Here is a 22,060-nt window from a genome sequence, read left to right on the forward strand (position 1 = left end):
CGCTGCGGCCCCGCCCGCCGGGGCCCACGTCTCATCCTCGCGCAGCCACCGCCGCCCACCGGCCCAGCGACTCGGCCGGCCCGTCGACCCAGTCGACCCGGAGGTCGTGCTCCGCGGCCTTCGGGACGCCCTCGATCCAGCTGGTCACGATCGGGACCCAGTAGGTGTTGCCGCCCGACCGGCGGGTCCGCGCGTCGAGCTCGGCCCGGGTGCGGCGGGCGCCGTCCCGGTCGTCACCGAGGACGTCGATCAGGATCCGGGCCACGTCGGCCAGGTTGTGGCCCCCTCGGTAGCCGATGCCGTCCGCGAGCCGCCGGGTTCCCCCGACCGCCGCCACGGCGGCCGCGGCGTCCCCGGCCACCGCGTGCGCGACCGCCTCGGCCGAGCGGATCTTGACCAGTTCGACCGGGTTGGGCACCAGGTCGAGCAGGTCCCTGGCCCGCGCCGCCGCGTCCGCGACCGCCGTCGTGTCACCGGCCCAGCAGGCGGTCTGCGCCAGGTTGGCCAGCGCCTTCGCCTCCGCGGCCGCGAGGTCCTCCCGCCGGGCCAGCTCGATCGCCTCGGTGTACACGACGGACGCCTCCTCGAAGCGGGCGTTCACCCGCCAGATGTGGCCGATCAGCCGCAGCCGTTCGCCCTCGTCCTCCGGCCCGTGGCTGCGCTGTTCCCGGAGCGAGCCCAGCGCCGTGCCGAACCGCCCGTTGAGGTAGTCGAAGTCGCAGAGCCAGTACCGGGCCGCCGTGTCGAACTCGCCGCCCACCAGGGTGCGGTAGATCTCCGCGGCCTCGGTGTAGTCGCCGTGGTTGCGCAGCGCGTGGGCGAGGTGGATGCGCAGCAGCTGCGCCGTCGCGCTGCCCCGGCGGACGCCCTCCGCGGCGGCGCCGAGCAGCTCGACGGCCTCCGCGGCACGGCCGGTGCGCCGCAGCTGGACGCCCCTGATGGCGGCGCGCACCGCCTGGTACTCGGGCGTCCCGGTGCGTTCGGCGGCGAGCCCGGCGCGGTCGGCGCGGTCGGGGGCGAACCCGGTGCGTTCGGCGGCGAGCCCGGCGCCCAGGTCCGTCCACTGCCCCGCGTCGACGAGGCGCTGGGTGGCCCGGGCCATCCAGTCCTCGAAGACCCCGTGCGCCGCCGAGAGCTTGAGGCCGGACTCCAGGACCTGGGCGATGGTGACCCGCCCGTCGGACGGCCCGATGCGCCGCCCCAGCCAGCCGAGCAGCCGGGCCGCGACCTCCTCGCGGTCGCGCTCGGACCAGCCGTCCGGGAGCGTCCGGTCCGCCTCGCCGATGGCGTGGCGCAGCGCCGCGTGCAGGGCGTACGGCATGGCGCAGGCGTCGTCGCGGGTCAGGAAGGGACGCCGCAGGAAGCGGGCCACGCTGCCGTAGGAGGCGCCCGGCTGTCCGGCCCGCAGCAGGTCCGCGCCGACCCAGTCGGTGAGCGCCGCGGTGCGGACCAGGTCGCGCTCCTCCCGGGGCAGGTCGCGGATCGACCGGGTGGCCACCGCGGTGAACGAACCGCCGAAGTCGGCCGGGGAGGGCTGTCCGCCGCGGGCGAGGAGTGCGGCGAAGTGCGACACCGAGAGGTCCAGGTACAGGGGCAGCCCCTGGCCGCCCTCGATGATGCGCCGGCGGACCTCGGCGGGCATGGCGGGCTCGCCGTCCCGGGTGAGCGCCTCCCTGAGGTAGCTGTCGGCGTCGGAGTCCGAGAGGTAGCCCACGAGGTGCTGGCGCGGTTCGACGGTGTCGTTGCGGTAATGCAGGTTGGGCCAGCACTGCGGGCCGGTGAAGTCCAGCTCGCTGCCCGTGCCCGCGTCGGCCCAGTCGACCCGGTTGCGGCCGGTGATCACGAACAGCACGTTCGGCATCAGGTACGCGCACCGCTGGACCAGGCGCTCCACCGTGCGGTCGGCGTGGCCGTTGACCACCTCGAAGGTGTCGAGGAACACGCACACCGTGGGCCGGCGGGCCGGCCGGCCCCGGGGCGGCAGCCGGTCCAGGTCCCAGGCCAGCAGGTACGGGAAGTAGGAGAGCGTCTCGTAGTCGGCGTCGGCCTCGACGAGTTCGGCGAACAGCTCGCAGTCGGCGAGCAGGCGCCCCTCGCGGACCCGGTCCCGGACGGCGCGGTAGGTGGCGAGGGCCGCGCGGTGCGCCAGTCCGGCCAGGCCGCCGAGGCCGGCCGGGTCGACCTCCTGCACGGTCTGGGTGATCTGGTCGCCGAGGCCGATGCTCCGGGAGGCCCGGCGCAGGGCGGGCGAGGCGTCGAGGAAGTCCTGGAGGGCTTCGCCGGGGTGCGCCCGGGCCCAGTAGGAGGCGAGCGCCAGGTCGAAGCCCTGCCACCGGCTGCCCAACTGCCCGAGGCCGGCCCGCAGCCGCAGCAGCAGGCTCTCGATGTCGCACGCACCGTCCTCGGCGAGGTCGACCCGGACGGTCACGACGTCGTCGCGCCCCCCGGCCGCCGCGTCGGCGAGCAGTCGGCGCTCCAGCTCCTGGGAGAGCGTCGACTTGCCGATACCGCCGACGCCGTAGAGCGTCAGGACGTTGCGGCGCCCCTGTGCCCGGTCCATGACCGGCGACACCTCGGCCTCGTCCAGCGTCCGGGCCAGGCTCTCCACCGACCGCTCGAAGGCGGCGACTTCGTCGACCCGGTTGGTGAAGACCTGTTGCGCCGTGACGCTGGACGCCAGTCCGCTCATGAACGCCGCCCGCAGGTTCACCCGTGCCATTTGCGCCTCCTCCTCCGCGGCGCCCCGCGGCTGCCACGTCGGCATCGGGCCGGGTACGCGACCTGAGATCTTGTCAGGTGACCGCGAGGTCCCACAAGGAGTCTCCGGTGCGGGGGGACCTAAGGTCCCAGGTCGACGGCGAGGCAGTTGTAGAAGTTCCAGGCACTCTCGGGGTCGTACGAGGCGTCGGCGGCGCCGCCCGGGCCGGACGGCGCCTCCTCGGTCATGTCCTCGAAGCGGATGCGCTCGGGGAGCGTGCCGTACCGGGCGTGGCGGGCCTCGGCGGCGCGGTCGGCCGCGGGCTGCTCGTTCATGACCACTCTCCGGATCGCCGATGTCGGACGGCGCCTCGGCGGCCGCCGGGGACGGTCTTCAGGGTGCAGCCCGCCACCGTCACCAGTCAAGAGGGTGACGAAAACGGCAGAGACACACCCGCACCGGCTCTCACATGTGTTTGGCCGATTCTGCACTCCCGGGCACATTGTTGAACGTGCAATGGTCTTCTCGCGGCAGGGCCCGCCCGCCGGGTCCCGCTCCGACACGTCCGGCAGTTCCGTCACTCACGAGAGGGTGAGTTGCATGTTCACACCCAAGGCGAACATCCGCCGCGCAGCCACGACCGCCGCCCTGGCCGCGACGCTGATCGGCCTCGGCGCCGGGGCGGCCGGCGCCGCCGGCTGGCCTCCGCTGCAGCCGGGCGCGCGGCTCTACTCGGCCGCCAACGGGCAGGGCGCGGCGACCACCGTCAACCTCGGCGAGCTCGGCACCTGCCACACGCTGTCGACGGCCGCCCGGTCGGCGCAGGTCGCCAGCGGCTCCGCGTCCGTGGTGCTCTACCCCGGCGCCGGCTGCACCGGCGGCGGGTGGGCCACCGGCTCGCTGGCCCAGTCCGACATCCCGTTCGCGGCCCTGAGCTACCGGGTCGTCCCGGCGTAACGAGGCGACCCGACCCGGCGAACACCCCGCCCGGCCGAGCAGGTCGACCGCTCCCCGATGCCCGGCACCGCCCCCACGGCGGTGCCGGGCATCGGCATGACGCGACACATGTCTCGCCCATCGGTCCTGCACCGTCACCGCCTTGACAGGTGACGAAGGCTCATGGAAATCTGTCGTCACCGGCCAGAACAGTCACTTCCGATGAGGACACCCACCATGGCAGTCGTACGCTTCCATCTCGCCTCCACCCTCACCCCGGCGGACGCGCTGGCGGTGCTGACCGACTTCGGCCCGGCCCGCGCCGAGACCTGGCCGACGATCGACGCCGACCACTTCGAGGTCCACGCCCAGGGCGACACCTGGGCCGAGGTCACCGAGGGCACCGCCGCCGCCTGGGAGCGCGCCCGCTACGACTGGGAACCGGGCGGCGACACCGTCACCATCACCACCCTGGACTCCAAGCTCTTCGGCCCCGGCGGCGGCTGGGTCTTCCGGATGACCCCCGAGGACGGCGGCACCCGGGTCGACGTCCAGCTGACGCGACAGCCGGACACCCTCAAGGGCAAGATGCTCGCCTCCATGCTCCCGCTCGCCGCTCCGCCGGCCCTGCGCAAGTCGTTCGCGGGACCGCTCCAGGCCAAGTGACCTCCGCGGGAGGCGGCCCCCCAGGGGCCGACAGCTCCGACTGTCGGCCCCTTCGCCGTTGCCGGCCCCCCTCCGTCGCTGCCGGGACCTCCCTCCGCCGCAACACGGTGAAGCCATTCCATATCGTCACCGGTTCACCTGGTGACGACGCTGGCGCGACCCGACCGGCCTGTCAACGAGACGGGCGACCGGGGCGGGGCGAACGAGAGCGCACGAAAAGAAAGTTGCCGCCCACGAACGGCCTGCTACAGTGGCCGCCATCTGTAGTCGTGTGATCGAGGAGTGACAGACGTGGCGGGTGACGACGACATCTCCGGGTGAGATCCGGATCTGACGGCCACCGGCCGGTGCTCCAGCAGCGCCGCCGCCGAAGTGGTCCGTTTTGTCGTACCCACGTTCCCCATGTCTGCCCAGGGCAGAGGTCTCTTCCTGCCCTCACCCCTTCGAGGTCACTTCCATGTCCGACGCCGCCGTCGTCTGCTCCAACGTCTCCTTCGCCTGGCCCGACGACACCCCGGTCTTCCACGACCTGTCCTTCACCGTGCCCGCCGGCCGGACCGGACTGGTCGCCCCCAACGGCTCCGGCAAGAGCACCCTGCTCAAGCTCATCTCAGGCGAACTCAAGCCCGCCACCGGCTCGGTGACGGTCACCGGCCGGCTCGGCCACCTCCGTCAGAGCCTCCCGCTGACCTCCGACCTCACCGTCGCCGAGGTGCTCGACATCGCCGAGGTCATCCGCGCCATCGACGCCGTGGAGTCCGGCGACGTCGACGAGCGGCACTTCACCGCCATCGGCGACGACTGGGACATCGAGGAGCGCACCCGCGCCCAGCTCGACCGCCTCGGCCTGACCGACCTCACCCTGGACCGCGACCTGAGCACGCTCAGCGGCGGCCAGATCGTCTCCCTCGGCCTCGCCGCCCAACTGCTCAAGCGCCCCGACGTCCTGCTGCTCGACGAGCCCACCAACAACCTGGACGCACGGGCCCGGCACAAGCTCTACGACGTGCTGGAGGACTTCAACGGCTGCCTGCTGCTGGTCAGCCACGACCGCGCGCTCCTCGACCGGATGCAGCACATCGCCGAGCTCGGCAACGACGAACTCCGCTTCTACGGCGGCAGCTTCAGCGCCTACGAGGAGGCCGTCCGAGCCGAGCAGGAGGTCGCCGAGAAGAACGTCCGCAACGCCGAGCAGGAGCTGAAGCGGGAGAAGCGGGAGATGCAGCAGGCCCGCGAGCGCGCCGACCGCCGCCAGAGCAACGCCGCCCGCAACCTGAAGAACGCCGGCCTGCCCCGCATCTTCGCCGGGAACATGAAGCGCGGCGCCCAGGAGTCCGCGGGCCGGGCCGGCCAAATGCACGCCGCCCGGGTCAGCGAGGCCAAGGCCCGGCTGGACGAGGCCGGGCGCGCCCTGCGCGAGGAACAGCGCCTCACCCTGGAGCTGCCCGACACCCAGGTGCCCGCCGGGCGCAACCTCTTCCTCGGCGAAGGCCTCCAGGTGAGCCACGCCGGCCGGCCGGTGTTCGCCGACGGCGGCGTCGACCTGAGCGTCCGCGGCCCCGAGCGGATCGCACTCACCGGGCCCAACGGCGCCGGGAAGAGCACCCTGCTGCGCCTGATCACCGGCGAACTCGCCCTCGACAGCGGGGAGATCACCCGCAACGACGGCCGGATCGCCTACCTCTCGCAGCGCCTGGACCTGCTCGACCTCGACCGCACCGTGGCGGAGAACTTCGCCGCGTTCGCCCCCGAGCGGCCCGAGACGGAACGGATGAACCTGCTCGCCCGCTTCCTGTTCCGCGGCGCCCGGGCCCACCTGCCGGTCGGCGTCCTCTCCGGCGGCGAGCGGCTGCGCGCCACCCTGGCCTGCGTGCTGTGCGCGGAGCCGGCCCCGCACCTGCTGCTGCTCGACGAGCCGACCAACAACCTCGACGTGGTCAGTGCGGGGCAGCTGGAGAGCGCCCTGAACTCCTACCAGGGCGCCTTCCTGGTGGTCAGTCACGACGAGCGGTTCCTCGCCGAGATCGGCGTGAACCGCCGGCTCCGGCTGGCCGACGGCACGCTGAAGGAGAGCGCGGCTCCCGCGGTGTGACCAGCCGCCGTGCGAACCGGCCCGCGCCCGAGGCTCCGTGCCCGGCGGGCCCGGGCGCGTCGCCGAACCCCGCCCGCGGCGGCTCGGCGGCGCGCCCCGCCACCCCTCGCGCCGAAAGGTCCCCCCGTGCCCCAGCCCGCCCTGCTCGCCCATGACCTCGTCCGCCACCTCGGCGGCCGGCGCGTCCTCGACGGCGTCTCCCTGACCGCCTCCCCCGGCCGCCGGATCGGCCTGATCGGGGAGAACGGCGTCGGCAAGTCCACCCTGCTGCGGGTGCTCGCCGACGTGGACGAACCCGACGCCGGAAGCGTCTCACGCCCCGAGGACCTCGGTTTCCTGCACCAGGAGATGCCCTTCGAGGCCGAGGCGACCATCGCCGCGGTCCTGGCCGACGCGCTGCGCGAGGCCCGCGCGGACCTCGCCGAACTCGACCGGCTCGGCGCGGAGATCGCCCGCGTCCCGGAGTCCGCCCCCGGCCACCCGGAGCTCCTGGCCGCCTACGCCGAACGGCTGGAGCAGGCCCGGCACCGGGAGTCCCGGGACGCCGGGGGCACGGTGCGCCGGCGCCCCCGGCTGAGGGTCGGGCTGCTCACCCAGGACACCGTGTTCGACCGGCCCGACCGCACCGTCCACGACACCTACGCACGCGCGCTCGGCCCGGCCAGGGCCGAGCGGGTGCCGCTGGGCTCGCTCGGCCTGCTGCACCCGGCGGACCTGGACAAGCCGGTCGGACGGCTCTCCGTCGGGCAGCGCCGACGGCTCGCCCTCGCCCTGCTGGTCGCCGACCCGCCCGAACTGCTGCTGCTCGACGAGCCCACCAACCACCTCTCCCCCCGCCTGTGCGACGAACTGGAGGAGGCCCTCGGCTCCGGTCCCGGCGCGATCGTCCTCGCGAGCCACGACCGCTGGCTGCGCCGCCGCCGGCAGGGCCGGGAGCTGCCGCTGTAGGACCCGTCCGAGCCCCGCGTTATTGCACCCGTTCGCAGTCACCTGCCAGGATGGTGACTGTGAACCTTGACCATGTCTTCGTCTGCGGGCACCCGGCGCTCGACTTCGCGGCCACTCTCCGTGCCCGGCGCACGGTCCGGTTCGAGATGTTCGTGACGCCGGAGAGGCTGAACGCCTGGTACCTGGACTGCGGCCTGGTGGACACGATCACGCCCGGTGGCGAGCAGGACGTGGCGGAGGCGAAGACCGTCCGCGAGGCCGTCTACCGGCTGGTCACCGACCGCCGGCTGGGCGAGCCGTTCGACCGCCAGGCGCTGGCCGTCCTCAACGGCGCCGCGCGCCGGACTCCCGTGACACCGCAGCTCACCATGACCGGACGGCACAACGAGGCGACGCCCGGGCAGGCACTGGCGACCGTCGCGCGCCAGGCGGTCGTCCTCCTCAGCGGCCCGGACGTCCCCCTGATGAAGGAGTGCGGCAACCCGGAGTGCACCCGGGTCTACATCGACCGCTCCCGGGGCATGCGCCGCCAGTGGTGCGGCATGGACTCCTGCGGCAACAAGATCAAGGCGGCCGCCTACCGGGCCCGGAAGAAGGCCCCGTCCGCCGCGAGCGCCTGACGGCCACCGTCCGGCGGGCCCTTCGGGGTCGAACCCGTCGGCGCGCGAGCCCCGGCATGGGTACCATGCAACACCACCCATGCCTAGGGAGTGACCGGTTGTGACCCGCCATCCAGCCTCCACGCTCCGGTCCCGGTACGTGGAACAAGCCGCGTCCGACCTGGAGAAGAACCACCAGCGACAGCGGGAGTTGGCGGAGGAGCTCCGGATGCTGAAGCAGGAGGAAGCCCTCCTGGCCGACATCCTGAGCCTCGCCGAGCGCTACGAGGGCCCCGGCGACCAGTCACCTCCTGCCGAGCGGCGGCGGGACGAGGCACCCGCCCCGGCGACGCGCACGAAGAAGGCCGGTGCGAAGGGGACTTCGCCCCGGCCGTTGCTCGGCGACCTGCTCGCGGAACTGCTGGGCGGGCATCACGAGCCGTGCCCGGCCAAGGAGTTGCGCGACGAGCTGATGGCGGCGCACCCGAAGCGCAACCCGACGCCCCAGGTCGTCCGGAACACCCTGGAATCCCTCGTCGTCAAGGGCGTCGTCCGGCGCCACAAGCAGCGGCGCTCGGTCAGGTACACCCTGGTCCGGCCGGGCTCGACCGACCCGGGCCGGGCCGGCTGATCCCGTCGGCCTCCCGGCCCCGCGCTCACAGGAAGGACGAGGGCCCCGGGCCGAACCCCAGCAGGAGGACGGTCTCGGACCGGTTCCACAGCTGCGCGCCGTCCGGCCACGGGCGCTCCGGTGAGGCCGCCGCGCCCCGGAACCGCCCTCCGGAGACGGCCGGGCACCGGTCACAGGGGTGACGGTGCCGCCCGGCCACCCGTAGATACGTGTGTTTCGCGGAAGACACGTCCTGCCGTCGCCCTCCGGTCGGTGCTGCGCGGGTGTGTCGGCGGGACGGTGAGCGGGTCCCGTGCGGACGGGGGCGGTCCGCACGGGACCCGCCGTTCGAGGGGGATCGAGTGGATGTCACCGCCCCAACCGGCGATGCGCACAGAAGCCCCTACTTGCATCACCGGTTGAAGCGGTGACGCCATGATGGCAATCTCCTGTATCACCAGTCAAGCCGGTGACGTAATGTATCGAAGTGACGCCCCGCCGGAACCTGCTCCGGCCATGACGACCTCATCCTGCGGAAGTGAGCGCCATTCGCGCGGCGAGACGCCGTACGCGGCACGGAAGGTGCGGCTGAAGTGCGCCGGGTTGACGAAGCCCCACCGCTGCCCGACGGCCGACACCGTGGGGCCGAACCCGCCCCGCCGGGCCAGCTCTCGCGCGCAGGCGTCCAGGCGGAGCCGCTGGACCAGGCGGCTCACCGTCACCCCCTCACCCTCGAAGAGCCGGTGCAGGTAGCGCACCGAGATGCGGTGGGCGCGGGCGATCCGCTCGGGCGACAGTTCCGGGTCGCTCAGGTGGCGCCCGATGTACTCGCGCACCCGGCGGACCAGGTGCGCGTTCGCGCCCGGCTCCTCCACCGCCCGGGCCGGCGCCAGCTCGGCGACGAGCGCGCCGAACAGGTCCGCGACGCTGCCGGCCAGCCGGTCGCCGACCGGGGCCGGGTAGGAGTGCGCGGAGGTGGCGAGGCCCCCGAGGAACGCCAGCAGCACCGGCCCGCACCCGTCCGCGGGGCCGACGGCCGTCGCCGACGCGTCCCGCAGGTCGCGTTCCGTCACGCTCAACAGCCGGCTCGGCACGTGGAACAGGTGGGTGCGGAACCGCTCGGGGTAGTCCACGGTGTACGGGCGCTCGGTGTCGTACAGCACCAGGCCGCCCGGCGGCACCTCCGCCCGGCGCCCGTCCTGCTTCAGGACGGCCCGGCCCGACACCTGGACGACGACCCCGACCTGCGGCTCGCACCGCGCCTCCCCCGCGATCAGCTCCGCCGTGCGGGAGAGCCGGGCCGCGTCCGCCTCCAGCGTGGAGATCCGTACGCATCCGACCCGGCGGGACTCCAGGAGCCCGTCGAACGGCCCCCCGGTGAGCGGCCGCGCCGACCACCTGGTACACGGACTTCCGCGCCGACGTCGCCCGGATCGACGTGCCGGCCCTGATCCTGCACGGCACCGGCGACCGCACCCTGCCCGTCGAGAACACCGCGCGTCCGTTCCACAAGGCGCTGCCCGCCGCCGACTACGTCGAGATCGAGGGCGCCCCGCACGGCCTGCTCTGGACCCACGCCGAGGAGGTCAACGCCGCCCTGCTGGCCTTCCTCGCCAAGTGACCCGGACGGCCGCCCTTCCCCTTCCCGCCCCGCGCACACCGTGCCCCCGGGGCACCGAGAGCACCCGGATCGACTGGACCACCGAACTCGGCGGCCTCACCACCTGACGGCGGAGCCCCGACCTGGACAAGGAGCTGCCTGGGCTCAGAGGGCGTCGAGTCCGGCCAGTCGCCGGAGGGCGTGGCGCATCTGATCGACCGTCTGCGGGCGCGTGTCCAGGGTGAGGTGCGTGGACGCGCCCTCGATGTACGTGTTGATCGCGCGGGCTGTTTCCTCGTCGAAGTGCGCCCGGAGTGCGGTGAATCCGGCGTCGATCATCTCGTGGACCAGCGGACGGAATTCGGCGCGGTGAGAGGCGATGGCGTACAGCTCGTACGTGAGGTGGTAGATGCTCTGGTCCACGCCGAAGTCGTCGTAGATGAGCGAGATCACCGCGTCGATGGCGTCGACGGGGTCTTCGGTGTGCTGGAACCTCTTCTGGACGATGTCGCGGATCCGCTGGGTGAAGCGGTGGAACGCCTCGTAGAGGAGTTCGTCGATGCCGGAGAAGTGATACGTCATCGAGCCGAGCGGGACTCCGGTGCGCTTGGCGACCACTCGGTGGGACGTACCCGCCACGCCCTGTTCCGCGATGCAGTCGACGGCGGCGTCAATGATGCGGTCCCGACGTCCCGCGTCGACTTGCCTGGCCATTCGGTTCTGCCTCCGGACTGCGTATGGGCTGCGCGTGTACGGGGACGATCGTACGCGAGCCGACACGGTGGGTGGCCGTCCTGTCGGGCGGCCACCCGCTGGTCTAGTCCGTCAGCCAGACGGCGCAGTCGGTGGGAAGGAGGTCCGTCACGCCGTCCGTGCTCGCCACGAGTACTCGCGCGCTCGCGGGAATCGGCCAGGGCGCGGAGCCGAGGTTGAGCACGATCCGGGTGGTTCCCCGATCGTTGGTGACGTCCAGTGCCACGACGTCCGGTCGGAGGTCGACAAGCGCGAGCGACCCGTTCCCCAGCTGTCGCTGCCGCCGTACGGCGAGCAGGCTCCGGTAGAGCTCCAGGGTGGAGCCGTCGCGGCCGCGTTGCCGGTCCACGGCGTAGTCCCCGAAGTCGGCGGGCTGCGGGAGCCATGAGGCGCCGGTGTCGTTGAAGCCGAACGCCGGGGCGTCCTTCGTCCAGGGGATCGGCACCCGGCACCCGTCACGGCCGAGGCGGTGCCCGCCCCCGCGGAGGAAGTCGGGGTCCGTGCGGGCCTTGGCAGGAAGCTCGATCACCTCTCGAAGGCCGAGTTCCTCGCCTTGATACAGGTACGAGCTGCCGGGGAGAGCGAGCATGAGCGCCGTCGCCGCCCGCGCCCTGCGCAGCCCGAGTCCGGTGTCCGGCCGGGGCTCGGTGGCCTCGAGGATCCACGGTGCCATCGTCGGGTCGGCCCGCACGAGCCGGGTCGCGTGACGGATGACGTCGTGATTCGAGAGCACCCAGGTCGCCGGCGCGCCGACGGAGTCCGCGTTCCGCAGCGTGGTCCTGATCTGCGCCCGCAGGGCATCGGCATCCCAGGTCGCGCGCATGTAGTCGAAGTTGAACGCTTGCTGGAACTCGTCCGCTCGCACGTACCGGGCGAGCCGGTCGTGGGGCGTCACCCAGGCCTCCGCGACCATCGCCCGCTCCCCGGGGTAGCTGTCGAGGAGCGCCCGCCACTGCCGGTAGATGTCGTGGACGCCGTCCTGATCGGCGAACGGCACGGCGTTGGTGGGGAGCGCGCCCCTGTTGTACGCGTCCCAGTCGGCATCGACATCCGAAAGGCCCGGCGCCTTGACCAGGTGGTGGGCGACGTCGATCCGGAAACCGTCGACGCCCCGGTCCAGCCAGAACCTCAGTGTCCCCGCGAACATCTCCCGGACTTCGGGGTTCTCCCAGTTGAGATCGGGCTGCTTCCGGTCGAAGAGATGCAGGTACCACTGCCCGTCCGCCACCTGCGTCCACGCCGGTCCGCCGAACTCGCTGGGCCAGTTGTTCGGCACCCCGGGAGAGTCGACGAACCAGTACCGGGCACGCTCGGGAGAACCCGGACCGGCTGCGAGTGCCGCCTGGAACCAGGGGTGCTCGTCGCTCGTGTGGTTGGGCACGATGTCGATGATCACCCGGATACCGAGCGCGTGCGCGGCCGCGATCAGGTCGTCGGCATCGGCGAGCGTTCCGTACATCGGATCGACGTCGCGGTGGTCGGCGACATCGTAGCCGCCGTCCGCTTGTGGAGAAGGATAGAAGGGGGAGATCCAGATCGCGTCGACACCGAGGTCGTGCAGGTAGGCGAGGCGGTTCCTGATGCCGCCGAGGTCGCCGTTCCCGTCGCCGTCCGAGTCGGCGAACGAGCGCGGGTACACCTGGTAGATCACCGCGGTGCGCCACCATTCCGCGGTGCCGAAGGCGTCATGTACGTGTTCGACGGCGGATTCGGGTGTCGCGTGGTGCTTTCGCGGGCTCATGCCGCGCCCTCCGGAGCGAGAGAAACGGACTCGGCACGGCGCTTGCGCAGGTCCGCGAGGATCTGCGGGTGCTCCTTGTCGAGGTGGTAGAAGGCCAGGACGGCGCCCATCGCCATGGCGAAGATCAGGGGCAGCCAGATGAAGACGAAGTCGATCGCACCGAGGGCGGATGCCGGCTGGGTAGCGCCACCGCCCTCCCGGAAGCCGCCGAATCCGAGCATCCAGCCGATGGCGACACCGCCGAGAGCGCCGCCGATCTTCTGCCCGATGGTCGCGCCCGCGAAGACGAGCCCCTCGGCGCGAATACCGCTGCGCCACTCTTCGTACTCGATCGTGTCGGCGACCATGCCGAACAGAACCGCGAACATGCTTCCCACACCGACGCCGCCGATCGAGAGGCCGGTGAGGACGACCGGAAGCGACGTGGGGGACACCGCGATGACCAGTTGCCCCACGACCATCGCCGCACATCCGAGCAGCGAGATGTTGCGCTTGCCGATCCGCCTCACCAGGGGGATGGCAAGGAACACACCGGCGAACTCGACGATCGTGCGGAACGTGAAGAGCATCGTCGCGAGGCTCTCGTCACCGAGCGCGTACTGGGCGTAGTACGGGTAGACCCCGACAAGGCCGTACGCCGACAGCAGCAGGATCCCGAGGAGTGTGAGCTGGAGCCAGTACTTGTTGCGCAGCAGCGACGCGAGACCCTCACGGGTCGTGAACGGACGGCCCGCCGCCACGGCGGGGGTGGCAGCGTCGGACGAACCGGCCCCGTCCGGCGCGCGATGCGAACCGATGCGCTCCTTGCAGAACACGAACACGATGAAGAAGAGGACGACGGCGAGTCCGCCGTACAGGGAGAACGTCAGCGTCCACGCGCCGGCGCCGCCGCCGAACGCGTCGACGAGTGGCATGGTGAGCGCGGCGACGATGAGTGTCCCCACATAAGCGCCGACCATGCGGAACGTGCTCAACAGGCCGCGTTCCCCGGAGTCTTCGGTCATCAGAGCGCTGAGAGCTCCGTAGGGAATGTTCATCGCGGTATAGATGACGACACCGGAGAGCATGTAGGTCGCGAATGCGTAGACTATTTTCCCGGTCTCGCCGAGGTCCGGCGCCGAGAACAGAAGTGCCGCACTCGCACCATAAGGAACGGCAAGGAAGAGCAGCCACGGCCGGGCCTTTCCGAACCGCGAGGTGAGCTTCTCCATCAGGACGCCGACGGCGAGGTCCCAGACTCCGTCAAGCAGGCGGGCCACCAGGAACATCGTGCCGACGGTAGCTGCCGGAATTCCGACGACCTCGGTGTAGAAGAACATGAGGTAGGTGCCCGTGGCGACATACACGAGGTTGAACGCGAGGTCGCCGGTCGAGTAGGCGACTTTCTCCGGAAATGGGACACGGCCTGTCGTCGAGCCGCCGATTCTTGACATCACAAACGGTCCCTTCGGGGCTCCGGAAGAGCACCTCGTCGCTGAGGAGAGGAAAGGCATGCGTTGCGTATGCGCACCGCTTCGCGGGCGGTGCGCGGAGTCGCCGTCGGCGGCCGTCCGCGCCGAGGTCATGTACGACCGTACACCATTGATGTGTACGGTCGTACATCAAGGTTCGTCCCACGCCGGCCTGGCATTCCGGGCGGAGCCCCGGTGGCGGCGGACCTCATCGCCCATCCCGCCAGGCCCGTCCGCCGCAGCGTCGCCCGCACACACCGAAGCCGGCGACCGCCCCGGAGGGGGCGGCCGCCGGCCGAGGCGGGGCGGTGTCGGCTCAGCCCGCCGCGCCCGAGGTGATGAACTCCGAGGCCGCGCGCGCCTCGGCACGCACCGCCGCCAGGTCGTGGTGCAGCAGTCGGCCGTGCTGCTTCACGATCCGGCCCGCCACCAGCACGGTGTCCACGTTGCCCGGGTGCGCGGAGGAGACCACCGCACCGATCGGGTCGTGCGCGCCCACCAGGTTCACGTCGTCGGCGCGCAGCAGCAGCAGGTCTGCCTGCTTGCCGACCTTCAGTGAACCGACCTGGTCGTCCAGACCCAGGGTTCGGGCACCGTCGAGCGTGGCCATCCTCAGCAGGTCGCCCGGCGTCAGGTGCGGGCCCGGGGCGAGGTAGCCGGTCAGCAGGCCGGCCCGGATCACCGAGAAGAAGTCGCCGCCGACCGTGGTCACCACGTCCACGCCCAGGCCGGTGGTCACTCCGGCCGCGCGCAGCCGGCCGATCAGCGGGCCGCCGTGGCCGAGCCGGGCCTCCACCGCCGGCGTGATGGCGAATGCGCCGCCCGAGTCCGCGACCATCGACAGCTCATCATCGGCCAGCGAATTGCCGTGCACGTAGACGGTGTTGGGGCGCAGCAGGCCGTGGTCGCGGAGCAACTCGATCGGGCGCTCGTTGACCGGTCCGGCGGCGACGTGGGTGACGATCGGCAGGCCCAGCTCGTCCGCCAGCCGCCAGTCGGCGATCACCGCGTCCGGCTTCTGGTTGGACGGGCCGAGCGAGGCCGCCGCCATGCTCAGGAGGCCCTCGCCCGGGCGGAACAGCTTGTGCGCCTGCCGTACCTCGCCCTGGTGCTGCGGGGTCAGCAGGTAGGCGAACACGGCGCGGACACCGACCGCGCGCAGGCCGTCCAGGGCCGCCTCGGCGTACTCCAGGTCGAAGCCCGGCACGAAGCCGTCGCTGCGGACCCGGTCGGCGCGGGCGTAGGCGAAGTCCTGGACGGTGGTGACACCCGAGTCCAGGCACTCCAGGGCGCCCAGCAGGTTGGCGATCCGCACGTCCTGCGGGCGGAAGCGCGGGCCGAGCTCCTGGCGCACCAGCCGGAAGTACTCGGGCAGGTCCACGTCGACCGCGATCGAGCGCAGCACGGCCTGCCAGACGTGGCGGTGGGTGTCCACGAAGCCGGGCAGCACGATCCGGTCGGTGGCGTCGATCACGGTGGCGTCGGCCGGCGCCGACAGGTTCCGGCCGACCGCGGCGATCCGGCCGTCCTCCACCAGCACGTCCCACCCGGCGTGCGCGACAGGCTCCGGTTCGGTGTCGATGACCAACCCGTTTTGCAACAGCAGGGATTCCACGGTGATGCCTCCCGAGTAATCGTCGAAAGCCTTCCCCGAAGCTAACACTCGAATTCGCCGGAAACGCAAGGCCCGGAGTGCGGTTAGTGCGGCTATAGCTCCGCTCCAGTGCGGTGCACCACTATTTGACGCGCATCGCGACCGTCGTTTCGCCGGAGGGAATCAGATGAGCATTGTCCGGAGCGAATTCTCCAATTCCGGAACGGACCGTGGAATTTCCCCGGTGACGTCCCTGCGCGAGCTGGCGCTGGCCTCCGCCGCGCCGGCCTCACTGCGCGCCGCGATCCGGATCGGGTTGGCCGACGCGCTCGGTGAGAAGCCCGTTCAGGTTACCGACCTGGCCGGTCGACTCGGTGTGAACGCCCAAGTGCTGGACCGCGTGCTGGGCAACCTCGAGTGCTACGGGGTGTTCGAGCGGACCCCCGAGGGCGTGCGCCACACCGAGACCTCGCGGCTGCTGCGCGAGGACCACCCGCAACGGCTGAAGAACTGGGTCCTGTGGGTCACCGAACCGTGGACCTGGCAGCTGTGGCCGGACCTGGAGGACGCCGTCCGGGACGGCCGCGGACACTTCGACGAGCGGTTCGGCGAAGAGTTCTTCACTTATCTGCACCGGAACTGGAAAGAATCCACCGAGGTGTTCAACCGGTCCCAGACCGAGCTCAGCCGGATCACCTCCGCGGCCATCGCCGAGGCATTCGACCTGAGCGGCGTGAAAAGCATCGCGGATATCGGCGGCGGCCGCGGATACACGCTGGCAGCACTGCTGGAGGCCAATCCGCACCTGCACGGCACGCTGGTCGACCTGCCCGCCGCGGTCGCCGAACCCGACCCGCGGCTGCGCCCCGGCGGTTCGCTCGCCGGCCGCTCGCAGGTCGTGGCCGGCAGCTGCCTGGAGGAGATCCCGGTCGACGCCGACGTCTACCAGTTCAAGAGCATCCTCGAATGGGACGACGAGAAGACCGTGCTCGCCCTGCGGAACGCCAGGCGGGCGGGCCGGCCGGGCGCCAAGGTCCTGGTGATCACCAACGTCGTCGACGGCAGCCCGGAGATCCGCTACGCCACCGGCATCGACCTGCTGTTCCTGCTCAACACCAACGGCCGCCGGCACACCCTGGAGGGCGTCACCGCCCTGGTCGAGCGCGCCGGCCTGCGACTGGAGGGCGTCACCGCGGTCAAGCCGCTGCTGCACGTGGTCGAGGCGACGATCCCCGGCTAGGCCCTGTCCGGCCGATCCTGCCGAACCGGGCCCGGCCCGCCGGCGCCCCGGAACCGAGACCACTACGAACGAGGACGTCACGATGACCACCCCCCGTACGCGGCCGGATGCCGCGGCCGAGCACGCTGCCAACGAGGCCTTCGCCGAACTCCTGTTCTCCCCCGAGGGCCTCGCCGACCCCTACTCCCGCTACCGCCGACTGCGCGAGGCCGCACCCGTGCACCGCAGCGCCCTGGGCACCTGGGTGCTCACCGGCTACGACGAGGTCGACGAGTTCCTGCGCAGCAAGCAGGTCGAGAAGGACATCCACATCTGGATGGCCAACCGGTTCAGCGGCGAGTGGAAGCACCACCAGGCGCTGCGCAAACTCGCCGCCAACCTGCTGTGGACCAACCCGCCCGAGCACACCAGGATGCGACGGATCGTCAACCGCGGCTTCTCCGAGAAGCGGGTGCTGGAGCACCGGGCCTTCATCGAGCGGCGCTTCGAGGAACTGATCGCCCCGATCGCCGAGGCGGGCGAGGGCGATATCTGCAACCAGGTGTTCTTCCCGCTGGCGCTGGGCGTGGTGGCCGACCTGATCGGCGTCCCGCAGGACGAGGCGCCGCTGCTGCGCGACAAGATCCGCGAGTTCCAGCGCACCTTCGAGCCCGGCATGACCGCCTCCGAGCTGCTCAAGGCCGACCAGGCGGCGAAGTTCCTCGACGACTACTTCGCCGACCTGGTGCGCGGCAAGCAGCGCCGGCGCGGCGACGACCTGGTCTCCGCCCTGCTCGACATCGAGGAGGACGGCGACAAGCTGGGGTTCGACGACCTGGTGCAGATGTGCCACATGGTGATCGCGGCGGGCAGCGAGACCACCACCTTCTTCCTGACCAACGGCGTACGGCTGTTCGCCGAGCACCCCGAGCAGGCCCGACTGATGCGCGAGCACCCGTCGCTGTTGCGGCAGGCCACCGAGGAGATCCTGCGCTACATGCCGTCCGCTCACATGATCCCGCGCACCACCAGCGCTCCGGTCACGGTCGGCGGGGTGGAGATCCCGGCCGGCGCCCGGGCGATGGTCTGGATCGCCGCGGCCAACCGCGACCCGCGGCGCTTCACCGACCCGGACCGCTTCGACATCACCCGCAAGGAGGCGGCACCGATGTCCTACGGTCTGGGCACCCACTACTGCCTGGGCTGGCGGCTGGCCAACCTGCAGGCCGACGTGGTGTTCTCGGGGCTGTTCGAGCGGTTCACCGACATCGAGATCACCGAGCCGCTCCAGCACCGCGCCCGGGTCGCGTTCCCGCAGATCGAGGCGTTGAAGATCCGCTTCCGGCGGCGCGCCGAGCAGCGCCCGGCCGGGACCGGGACGGTGCGCTTCCTGTCCCCGGAGTACCTGGCGGCGATGGAGGCGCTGGCGCCGTCCGACCAGCCGGCCATTCCGCATGTCAACGTGAAGGTGCAGTTCCGGGCCACCGAGGCACCCGAGGGGCCGGTGGACTACCACCTGCTGATCGAGAAGGGCGTGATCGTCAAAGCCGGGCGCGGCCGACTGGCCGACTCCGACCTGGAGATCACCGCCCGCTATCGGGACCTGCTGGACTTCCAGTCCACCCGGATGGACGCCACCGAGGCCTTCGTCACCGGCCGGTTCGCGGTGGCCGGCGACCGGGCCAAGCTGCTGGAGCTGATGATGGTGCTGCAGTCCGGCAAGTACCACCAGTACGTCGCCGAGCTGTGGGAGCGGACCACATGGTGACCCACACGTTGGTGTTCGCCTTCCCGGCGGAGATGACCGAGGACGACCGGGCGGAATTCTTCCGCGAGGGCTCCGCGCTGGTGCTCGGCACCGGCTTCGCCGACGCGTACCGGCACTGGCCGCACATGCCGCTGGTGGACGCCGCCCGGGAGGTGCTCGCCCCGGTCTTCACCCCCTCCGCGATGGCTCAGATCGAGTGCCGCGACTTCGCCGCCATGCGGCAACTGTTCGCCCACCCGTCGCTGGCCGCGTTCGTCGGCCGGTGGCAGGCGAGGTTCCCCTACCAGGCGGTCTCGGTGAACACCGGGCCCTCGCAACCGGAGTGACAGACCATGCCGGTCAACCCGCACGCCCTCGGCCGCCGCGACCCGCGCTTCGCCGACCAGCGCTGGCTGCTGGACCTGATGATCGAGCAGTTCGGCCCGGAGTGGGACCAGGACCGACTGCACTACCTGTCCGCCCCGGTCAGTGCCGACCACAAGGGCGCGATCCTCGGGCTGTCCCGCTCGATCCGCAAACTCGACGACTTCACCCGTGAAATGGCCAATCTGGCCCGGCACTTCGAGCTGCGCGGCGACGCCCAGCGGCGAGCCGGCCACCAGGTCTCGGCCGGCGACGACTACTTCGCCGCCGCCATCCTGTACGGCGGAGCGCAGTGGCCGATCTTCGCCAACACCGAGCTGAACCAGGTGCTGGAGCAGAAGAAGACCGGCTGCTTCACCGCGTACACCCACAGCGCCGACCACCATGTGGAGCCGGTGGAGGTCCCCTACGAGGACCGCACCCTGGCGGGCTGGTACCACATGCCGCCCGGATACCGTCCCGAACAGGGCCCGCTGCCGTGCGTGGTGGTGCTTTCCGGGATGGACGGCTTCAAGGAGATCAACGTCTTCGCCGGCGCCGACCGCTACCTACGCCGCGGCATGGCGGTGCTCACCCTCGACGGCCCCGGCCAGGGCACCTCGCTGGTGCGGGAGATCTGGTACCGGCCCGAGCGATACGGCCAGGTCGGCACCGCCGCGTACGAGGCGGTCGCCGCCCGCCCGGAGATCGACCCGCAGCGGGTGATGCTGTGCGGTGTCAGCCAGGGGTCGCTCTGGGTGACCCAGATGGCCGCTGCCGAACCCCGGTACGCCGCCTGCGCGGTGATGTTCACTTGCTTCGATCCCGGCAACACGGCGATGTTCACCAGCCACTCGCCGACCTTCCGGCAGCGGTTCATGTACATGACCGGCACCACCACGGTGGCCGAACTCGAAGCCATCACCGCCGAGATGACGGCGGACGGCCTCGGCAAGCAGATCCGGATGCCCTACCTCGCCGCGATGGGCGAGGACGACCCGCTCTGCGACCCGGCCGACACCTACCGACACCTCAACTCCCTCTCCGGGCCCAAGGAATTGCTGTTCTACGTCGGCGAGCACCACGCCCCGGTCACCCGCACCGCGGGTCGGCTCGGCCCACAGGTGTTCCTCGCCGTCGCCGACTGGCTCGCCGACCGGGCCGGCGGTCTGCCGCCCGGTTCCCGCCATACCGTCGTCGACTCCCGCGGCCGCAGTCACACCGAACCCTGGGGCGAGGAACGCCAGTACACCTACGGCGCGCCGCTCGACCCGCGCACCCTGCTCGGCGACGGGCCGGGCACCGGCCTTTCCTGACCCCTGGAGCGCCCCATGCACGTCGCCGCCACGGTCGTCTCGATCGCGCTCGCCGTGGTGCTGACCCGCACCGCCCACGCCACCTTCACCGGCAAGGAGGTGGTCCGCCGCGGCGTCGTCGAGGTCGGGTTCCCGCCCTCGCTGCTGTGGCTGCTCGGCCTGGCCCAGGCCGCCGGCGCGGCCGGCCTGCTGGTCGGCCTGCTCTGGTCGCCGCTGGCCGTCGCCGCCGCCGGCTGCCTGGTGCTGTACTTCCTCGGCGCGGTCGGCGCCCACCTGCGGGTCGGCCACCCCGAACGGGCAGGCCTGTCCGCCGCCATCCTGGTCGGCTCGGTGGTGGCCCTCGTCCTGATGCTGCTGCGGCCCTGAAACCGACCGGGCCCGCCCGTCCGCGCAACCACCCGCGCACCCATGCCGCACCCATGCCGCATCCGTGCCGTTGAAGGGATCACCGCAATGACGACCGACTCCACTTTCGAGCGCCTCCGTGACTACCTGGTGGGCCCCGCGAGGTTCATGAACCTGCTCAGCTGCTTCGAACTCGGCCTTGTCGACGCGATCCGCGACACCCCCGGCGCGACCGCGGCCCAGCTCGGCGCCACCGTCGGCGCGGCCCCCGACGCGGTCGAGCAGCTGCTACTGCTGCCGATCAAGGAGGGCTTCGTCTCCCAGGACGAGGCCACCGGCGGCTACACCCTCGCCGCGCTCGGCGACGCCGACCCCGCCTCGCTGGCCCGGATCCTCACCCTGATGCACTTCGTCAAGGTCATCGTGCTGCGCCAGGTCTTCCACCTGACCGACAGCGTCCGCACCGGCAAGGTGGTGGCCCTGCAGCAGCTCTACGGCCACGACGGCAACTTGTACAGCGCCGTCGCCGAGCACAAGGACCTGCGCGAGGCGTTCTCCACCCTGATGGACAACGTCACCGCGCACATCGACCCGTGGTTCTTCGACTCGATCGACATCCCGGCCGGCTCCCGAGTCCTCGACCTGGCCGGCAACACCGGCCTCGGCGCCATCCTCGCCTATCGCTCCAAGGAGGCCCTCGGGCTGCACGTCACCAACTTCGACCTCCCCGAGAAGGAGGCCGCCACGCTGGAGAACTTCCGCGCCCACGGCGTCGCCGAGCACTGCTCCTTCATCGGCGGCGACGTCTTCCGGGCCGTCCCCTCGGGCTACCAGACCGTGCTGATCAAGCACTTCCTCGACATGTTCGACAAGGACGAGGTGTTCGAGATCCTCACCGGTGTGCACGGCGCCCTGGAGCCCGGCGGCCAGGTCGCCGTCCTGGTACCGGTCTACCCCGAGGACGTCACGGACCCCGGCAACGTCGACATCGACTTCTTCCCGGCCTTCTTCCTCGGCTGCACCATGGGCCAAGGCGGCCCGCAGAAGATCTCCACCTACCGACGCTGGCTGGAGGAGTGCGGCTTCGAGGTCACCATGACCCGCACCCAGGACCGCACCTCGATGCCCCCCGGCACCTTCGTCGTGCACGGCGTCCTCTGCGCTCGCAGGATCGCATGACCCGGCCGCTGCGCGCCGCCGCCCACGTCCGGCCCGGCGGTGCCCCCGACTACCGCACCCGGCGCGACACCGCCCGCTGACCGGTCCGGTCGTGCCCGGCGTGCCTCGGACGTGGGGGGGGGGCGCCCCCCCGGCGGGGGGGGCCCGCCCGCCGGGGGGGGGTTGAAAAAAAAAAAGCCCCCACGCCAGAGGATAAGTGAGTT

19 protein-coding genes and 1 pseudogene are annotated in these 22,060 nt (G+C 71.6%); 13 read left to right on the top strand and 7 right to left on the bottom strand.

All coding sequences use genetic code 11. The annotated features are described in order from the left end of the window. Positions 1-31: 31 nt before the first annotated feature. A complete protein-coding gene (locus ACFRAR_RS14355; RefSeq protein ID WP_380698288.1) occupies positions 32-2,719 on the bottom strand; it encodes a hypothetical protein in 2,688 nt (895 codons plus the stop codon). A gap of 119 nt (positions 2,720-2,838) precedes the next feature. Continuing rightward, positions 2,839-3,033 (bottom strand): hypothetical protein, encoded by a 195-nt coding sequence (locus ACFRAR_RS14360; protein ID WP_380698290.1) that lies wholly within the window; start codon positions 3,031-3,033, stop codon positions 2,839-2,841. Between the two features lie 265 nt (positions 3,034-3,298). Here ACFRAR_RS14360 and ACFRAR_RS14365 point away from each other — a divergent pair, with 265 nt between their 5' ends. The 6 genes from ACFRAR_RS14365 to ACFRAR_RS14390 all read left to right on the top strand — a co-directional run bounded on the left by ACFRAR_RS14365 (position 3,299) and on the right by ACFRAR_RS14390 (position 8,570). Continuing rightward, a complete protein-coding gene (locus ACFRAR_RS14365) occupies positions 3,299-3,655 on the top strand; it encodes a hypothetical protein (protein ID WP_380698292.1) in 357 nt (118 codons plus the stop codon). 216 nt (positions 3,656-3,871) lie between these two features. Further along, the gene (locus ACFRAR_RS14370) at positions 3,872-4,300 is read left to right on the top strand and encodes a hypothetical protein (RefSeq protein ID WP_380698294.1); all 429 of its coding nucleotides are present in this window, start codon (positions 3,872-3,874) and stop codon (positions 4,298-4,300) included. A 457-nt stretch (positions 4,301-4,757) separates the two neighbouring features. Further along, positions 4,758-6,392 (top strand): ribosomal protection-like ABC-F family protein, encoded by a 1,635-nt coding sequence (gene abc-f / locus ACFRAR_RS14375; RefSeq protein WP_380698296.1) that lies wholly within the window; start codon positions 4,758-4,760, stop codon positions 6,390-6,392. Between the two features lie 126 nt (positions 6,393-6,518). Continuing rightward, on the top strand, positions 6,519-7,340 hold the full coding sequence (locus ACFRAR_RS14380) for an ATP-binding cassette domain-containing protein (RefSeq protein ID WP_380698298.1): 822 nt from the start codon (positions 6,519-6,521) through the stop codon (positions 7,338-7,340). A 59-nt stretch (positions 7,341-7,399) separates the two neighbouring features. Beyond that, complete coding sequence (locus ACFRAR_RS14385) at positions 7,400-7,960, top strand: CGNR zinc finger domain-containing protein (protein ID WP_380698300.1); 561 nt, start codon at positions 7,400-7,402, stop codon at positions 7,958-7,960. Between the two features lie 100 nt (positions 7,961-8,060). Next, positions 8,061-8,570 carry a hypothetical protein gene (locus tag ACFRAR_RS14390; protein ID WP_380698302.1) on the top strand — a complete coding sequence of 170 codons (510 nt, stop codon included), beginning with the start codon at positions 8,061-8,063 and terminating at the stop codon, positions 8,568-8,570. Between the two features lie 440 nt (positions 8,571-9,010). Here the strand turns inward: ACFRAR_RS14390 and ACFRAR_RS14395 are convergent, their stop codons facing one another. Next, positions 9,011-9,904 (bottom strand): helix-turn-helix domain-containing protein, encoded by an 894-nt coding sequence (locus tag ACFRAR_RS14395; RefSeq protein ID WP_380698337.1) that lies wholly within the window; start codon positions 9,902-9,904, stop codon positions 9,011-9,013. Positions 9,905-9,930: 26 nt separating this feature from the next. Here ACFRAR_RS14395 and ACFRAR_RS14400 point away from each other — a divergent pair. Continuing rightward, positions 9,931-10,170: pseudogene (locus tag ACFRAR_RS14400) on the top strand (alpha/beta fold hydrolase); the annotation flags it as partial. A gap of 144 nt (positions 10,171-10,314) precedes the next feature. Here the strand turns inward: ACFRAR_RS14400 and ACFRAR_RS14405 are convergent. The 4 genes from ACFRAR_RS14405 to ACFRAR_RS14420 all read right to left on the bottom strand — a co-directional run bounded on the left by ACFRAR_RS14405 (position 10,315) and on the right by ACFRAR_RS14420 (position 15,694). Then, positions 10,315-10,863, bottom strand: a complete 549-nt coding sequence (locus ACFRAR_RS14405) for a TetR/AcrR family transcriptional regulator (RefSeq protein WP_380698304.1) — start codon at positions 10,861-10,863, stop codon at positions 10,315-10,317. 103 nt (positions 10,864-10,966) lie between these two features. Next, a complete protein-coding gene (locus ACFRAR_RS14410) occupies positions 10,967-12,643 on the bottom strand; it encodes a glycoside hydrolase family 13 protein (RefSeq protein WP_380698306.1) in 1,677 nt (558 codons plus the stop codon). Next, positions 12,640-14,076, bottom strand: coding sequence for an MFS transporter (locus tag ACFRAR_RS14415; RefSeq protein ID WP_380698308.1), 1,437 nt, complete (start codon positions 14,074-14,076; stop codon positions 12,640-12,642). The genes ACFRAR_RS14410 and ACFRAR_RS14415 overlap by 4 nt, the downstream gene beginning before the upstream one ends. A 334-nt stretch (positions 14,077-14,410) precedes the next feature. Continuing rightward, complete coding sequence (locus ACFRAR_RS14420) at positions 14,411-15,694, bottom strand: amidohydrolase family protein (RefSeq protein WP_380698310.1); 1,284 nt, start codon at positions 15,692-15,694, stop codon at positions 14,411-14,413. Between the two features lie 238 nt (positions 15,695-15,932). On the opposite strand from ACFRAR_RS14420, the gene ACFRAR_RS14425 reads away from it, so the two are divergent. The 6 genes from ACFRAR_RS14425 to ACFRAR_RS14450 all read left to right on the top strand — a co-directional run bounded on the left by ACFRAR_RS14425 (position 15,933) and on the right by ACFRAR_RS14450 (position 21,857). Beyond that, entirely contained in the window at positions 15,933-16,928 is a 996-nt protein-coding gene (locus tag ACFRAR_RS14425; protein ID WP_380698312.1) for a methyltransferase, read from the top strand. A gap of 82 nt (positions 16,929-17,010) precedes the next feature. Next, positions 17,011-18,675 (top strand): cytochrome P450, encoded by a 1,665-nt coding sequence (locus ACFRAR_RS14430; protein ID WP_380698314.1) that lies wholly within the window; start codon positions 17,011-17,013, stop codon positions 18,673-18,675. Beyond that, positions 18,669-19,001, top strand: a complete 333-nt coding sequence (locus tag ACFRAR_RS14435) for a hypothetical protein (protein ID WP_380698316.1) — start codon at positions 18,669-18,671, stop codon at positions 18,999-19,001. The genes ACFRAR_RS14430 and ACFRAR_RS14435 overlap by 7 nt, the downstream gene beginning before the upstream one ends. A gap of 6 nt (positions 19,002-19,007) precedes the next feature. Next, positions 19,008-20,333 carry an alpha/beta hydrolase family protein gene (locus ACFRAR_RS14440; protein WP_380698318.1) on the top strand — a complete coding sequence of 442 codons (1,326 nt, stop codon included), beginning with the start codon at positions 19,008-19,010 and terminating at the stop codon, positions 20,331-20,333. Between the two features lie 15 nt (positions 20,334-20,348). Then, the gene (locus tag ACFRAR_RS14445; protein WP_380698320.1) at positions 20,349-20,699 is read left to right on the top strand and encodes a DoxX family protein; all 351 of its coding nucleotides are present in this window, start codon (positions 20,349-20,351) and stop codon (positions 20,697-20,699) included. A gap of 87 nt (positions 20,700-20,786) precedes the next feature. Further along, the gene (locus tag ACFRAR_RS14450; RefSeq protein ID WP_380698322.1) at positions 20,787-21,857 is read left to right on the top strand and encodes a methyltransferase; all 1,071 of its coding nucleotides are present in this window, start codon (positions 20,787-20,789) and stop codon (positions 21,855-21,857) included. Positions 21,858-22,060: the final 203 nt, after the last annotated feature.

It is taken from the genome of Kitasatospora sp. NPDC056651 (genome assembly GCF_042792155.1).
GTDB lineage: Bacteria > Actinomycetota > Actinomycetes > Streptomycetales > Streptomycetaceae > Kitasatospora.

Bases quoted from the DNA above. Each gene is read 5' to 3' on its own strand.
- ACFRAR_RS14355 (WP_380698288.1), bottom strand. From the start codon at position 2,719: ATGGCACGGGTGAACCTGCGGGCGGCGTTCATGAGCGGACTGGCGTCC.
- ACFRAR_RS14360 (WP_380698290.1), bottom strand. From the start codon at position 3,033: ATGAACGAGCAGCCCGCGGCCGACCGCGCCGCCGAGGCCCGCCACGCC.
- ACFRAR_RS14365 (WP_380698292.1), top strand. From the start codon at position 3,299: ATGTTCACACCCAAGGCGAACATCCGCCGCGCAGCCACGACCGCCGCC.
- ACFRAR_RS14370 (WP_380698294.1), top strand. From the start codon at position 3,872: ATGGCAGTCGTACGCTTCCATCTCGCCTCCACCCTCACCCCGGCGGAC.
- abc-f (WP_380698296.1), top strand. From the start codon at position 4,758: ATGTCCGACGCCGCCGTCGTCTGCTCCAACGTCTCCTTCGCCTGGCCC.
- ACFRAR_RS14405 (WP_380698304.1), bottom strand. From the start codon at position 10,863: ATGGCCAGGCAAGTCGACGCGGGACGTCGGGACCGCATCATTGACGCC.
- ACFRAR_RS14410 (WP_380698306.1), bottom strand. From the start codon at position 12,643: ATGAGCCCGCGAAAGCACCACGCGACACCCGAATCCGCCGTCGAACAC.
- ACFRAR_RS14415 (WP_380698308.1), bottom strand. From the start codon at position 14,076: ATGTCAAGAATCGGCGGCTCGACGACAGGCCGTGTCCCATTTCCGGAG.
- ACFRAR_RS14430 (WP_380698314.1), top strand. From the start codon at position 17,011: ATGACCACCCCCCGTACGCGGCCGGATGCCGCGGCCGAGCACGCTGCC.
- ACFRAR_RS14435 (WP_380698316.1), top strand. From the start codon at position 18,669: ATGGTGACCCACACGTTGGTGTTCGCCTTCCCGGCGGAGATGACCGAG.
- ACFRAR_RS14440 (WP_380698318.1), top strand. From the start codon at position 19,008: ATGCCGGTCAACCCGCACGCCCTCGGCCGCCGCGACCCGCGCTTCGCC.
- ACFRAR_RS14445 (WP_380698320.1), top strand. From the start codon at position 20,349: ATGCACGTCGCCGCCACGGTCGTCTCGATCGCGCTCGCCGTGGTGCTG.
- ACFRAR_RS14450 (WP_380698322.1), top strand. From the start codon at position 20,787: ATGACGACCGACTCCACTTTCGAGCGCCTCCGTGACTACCTGGTGGGC.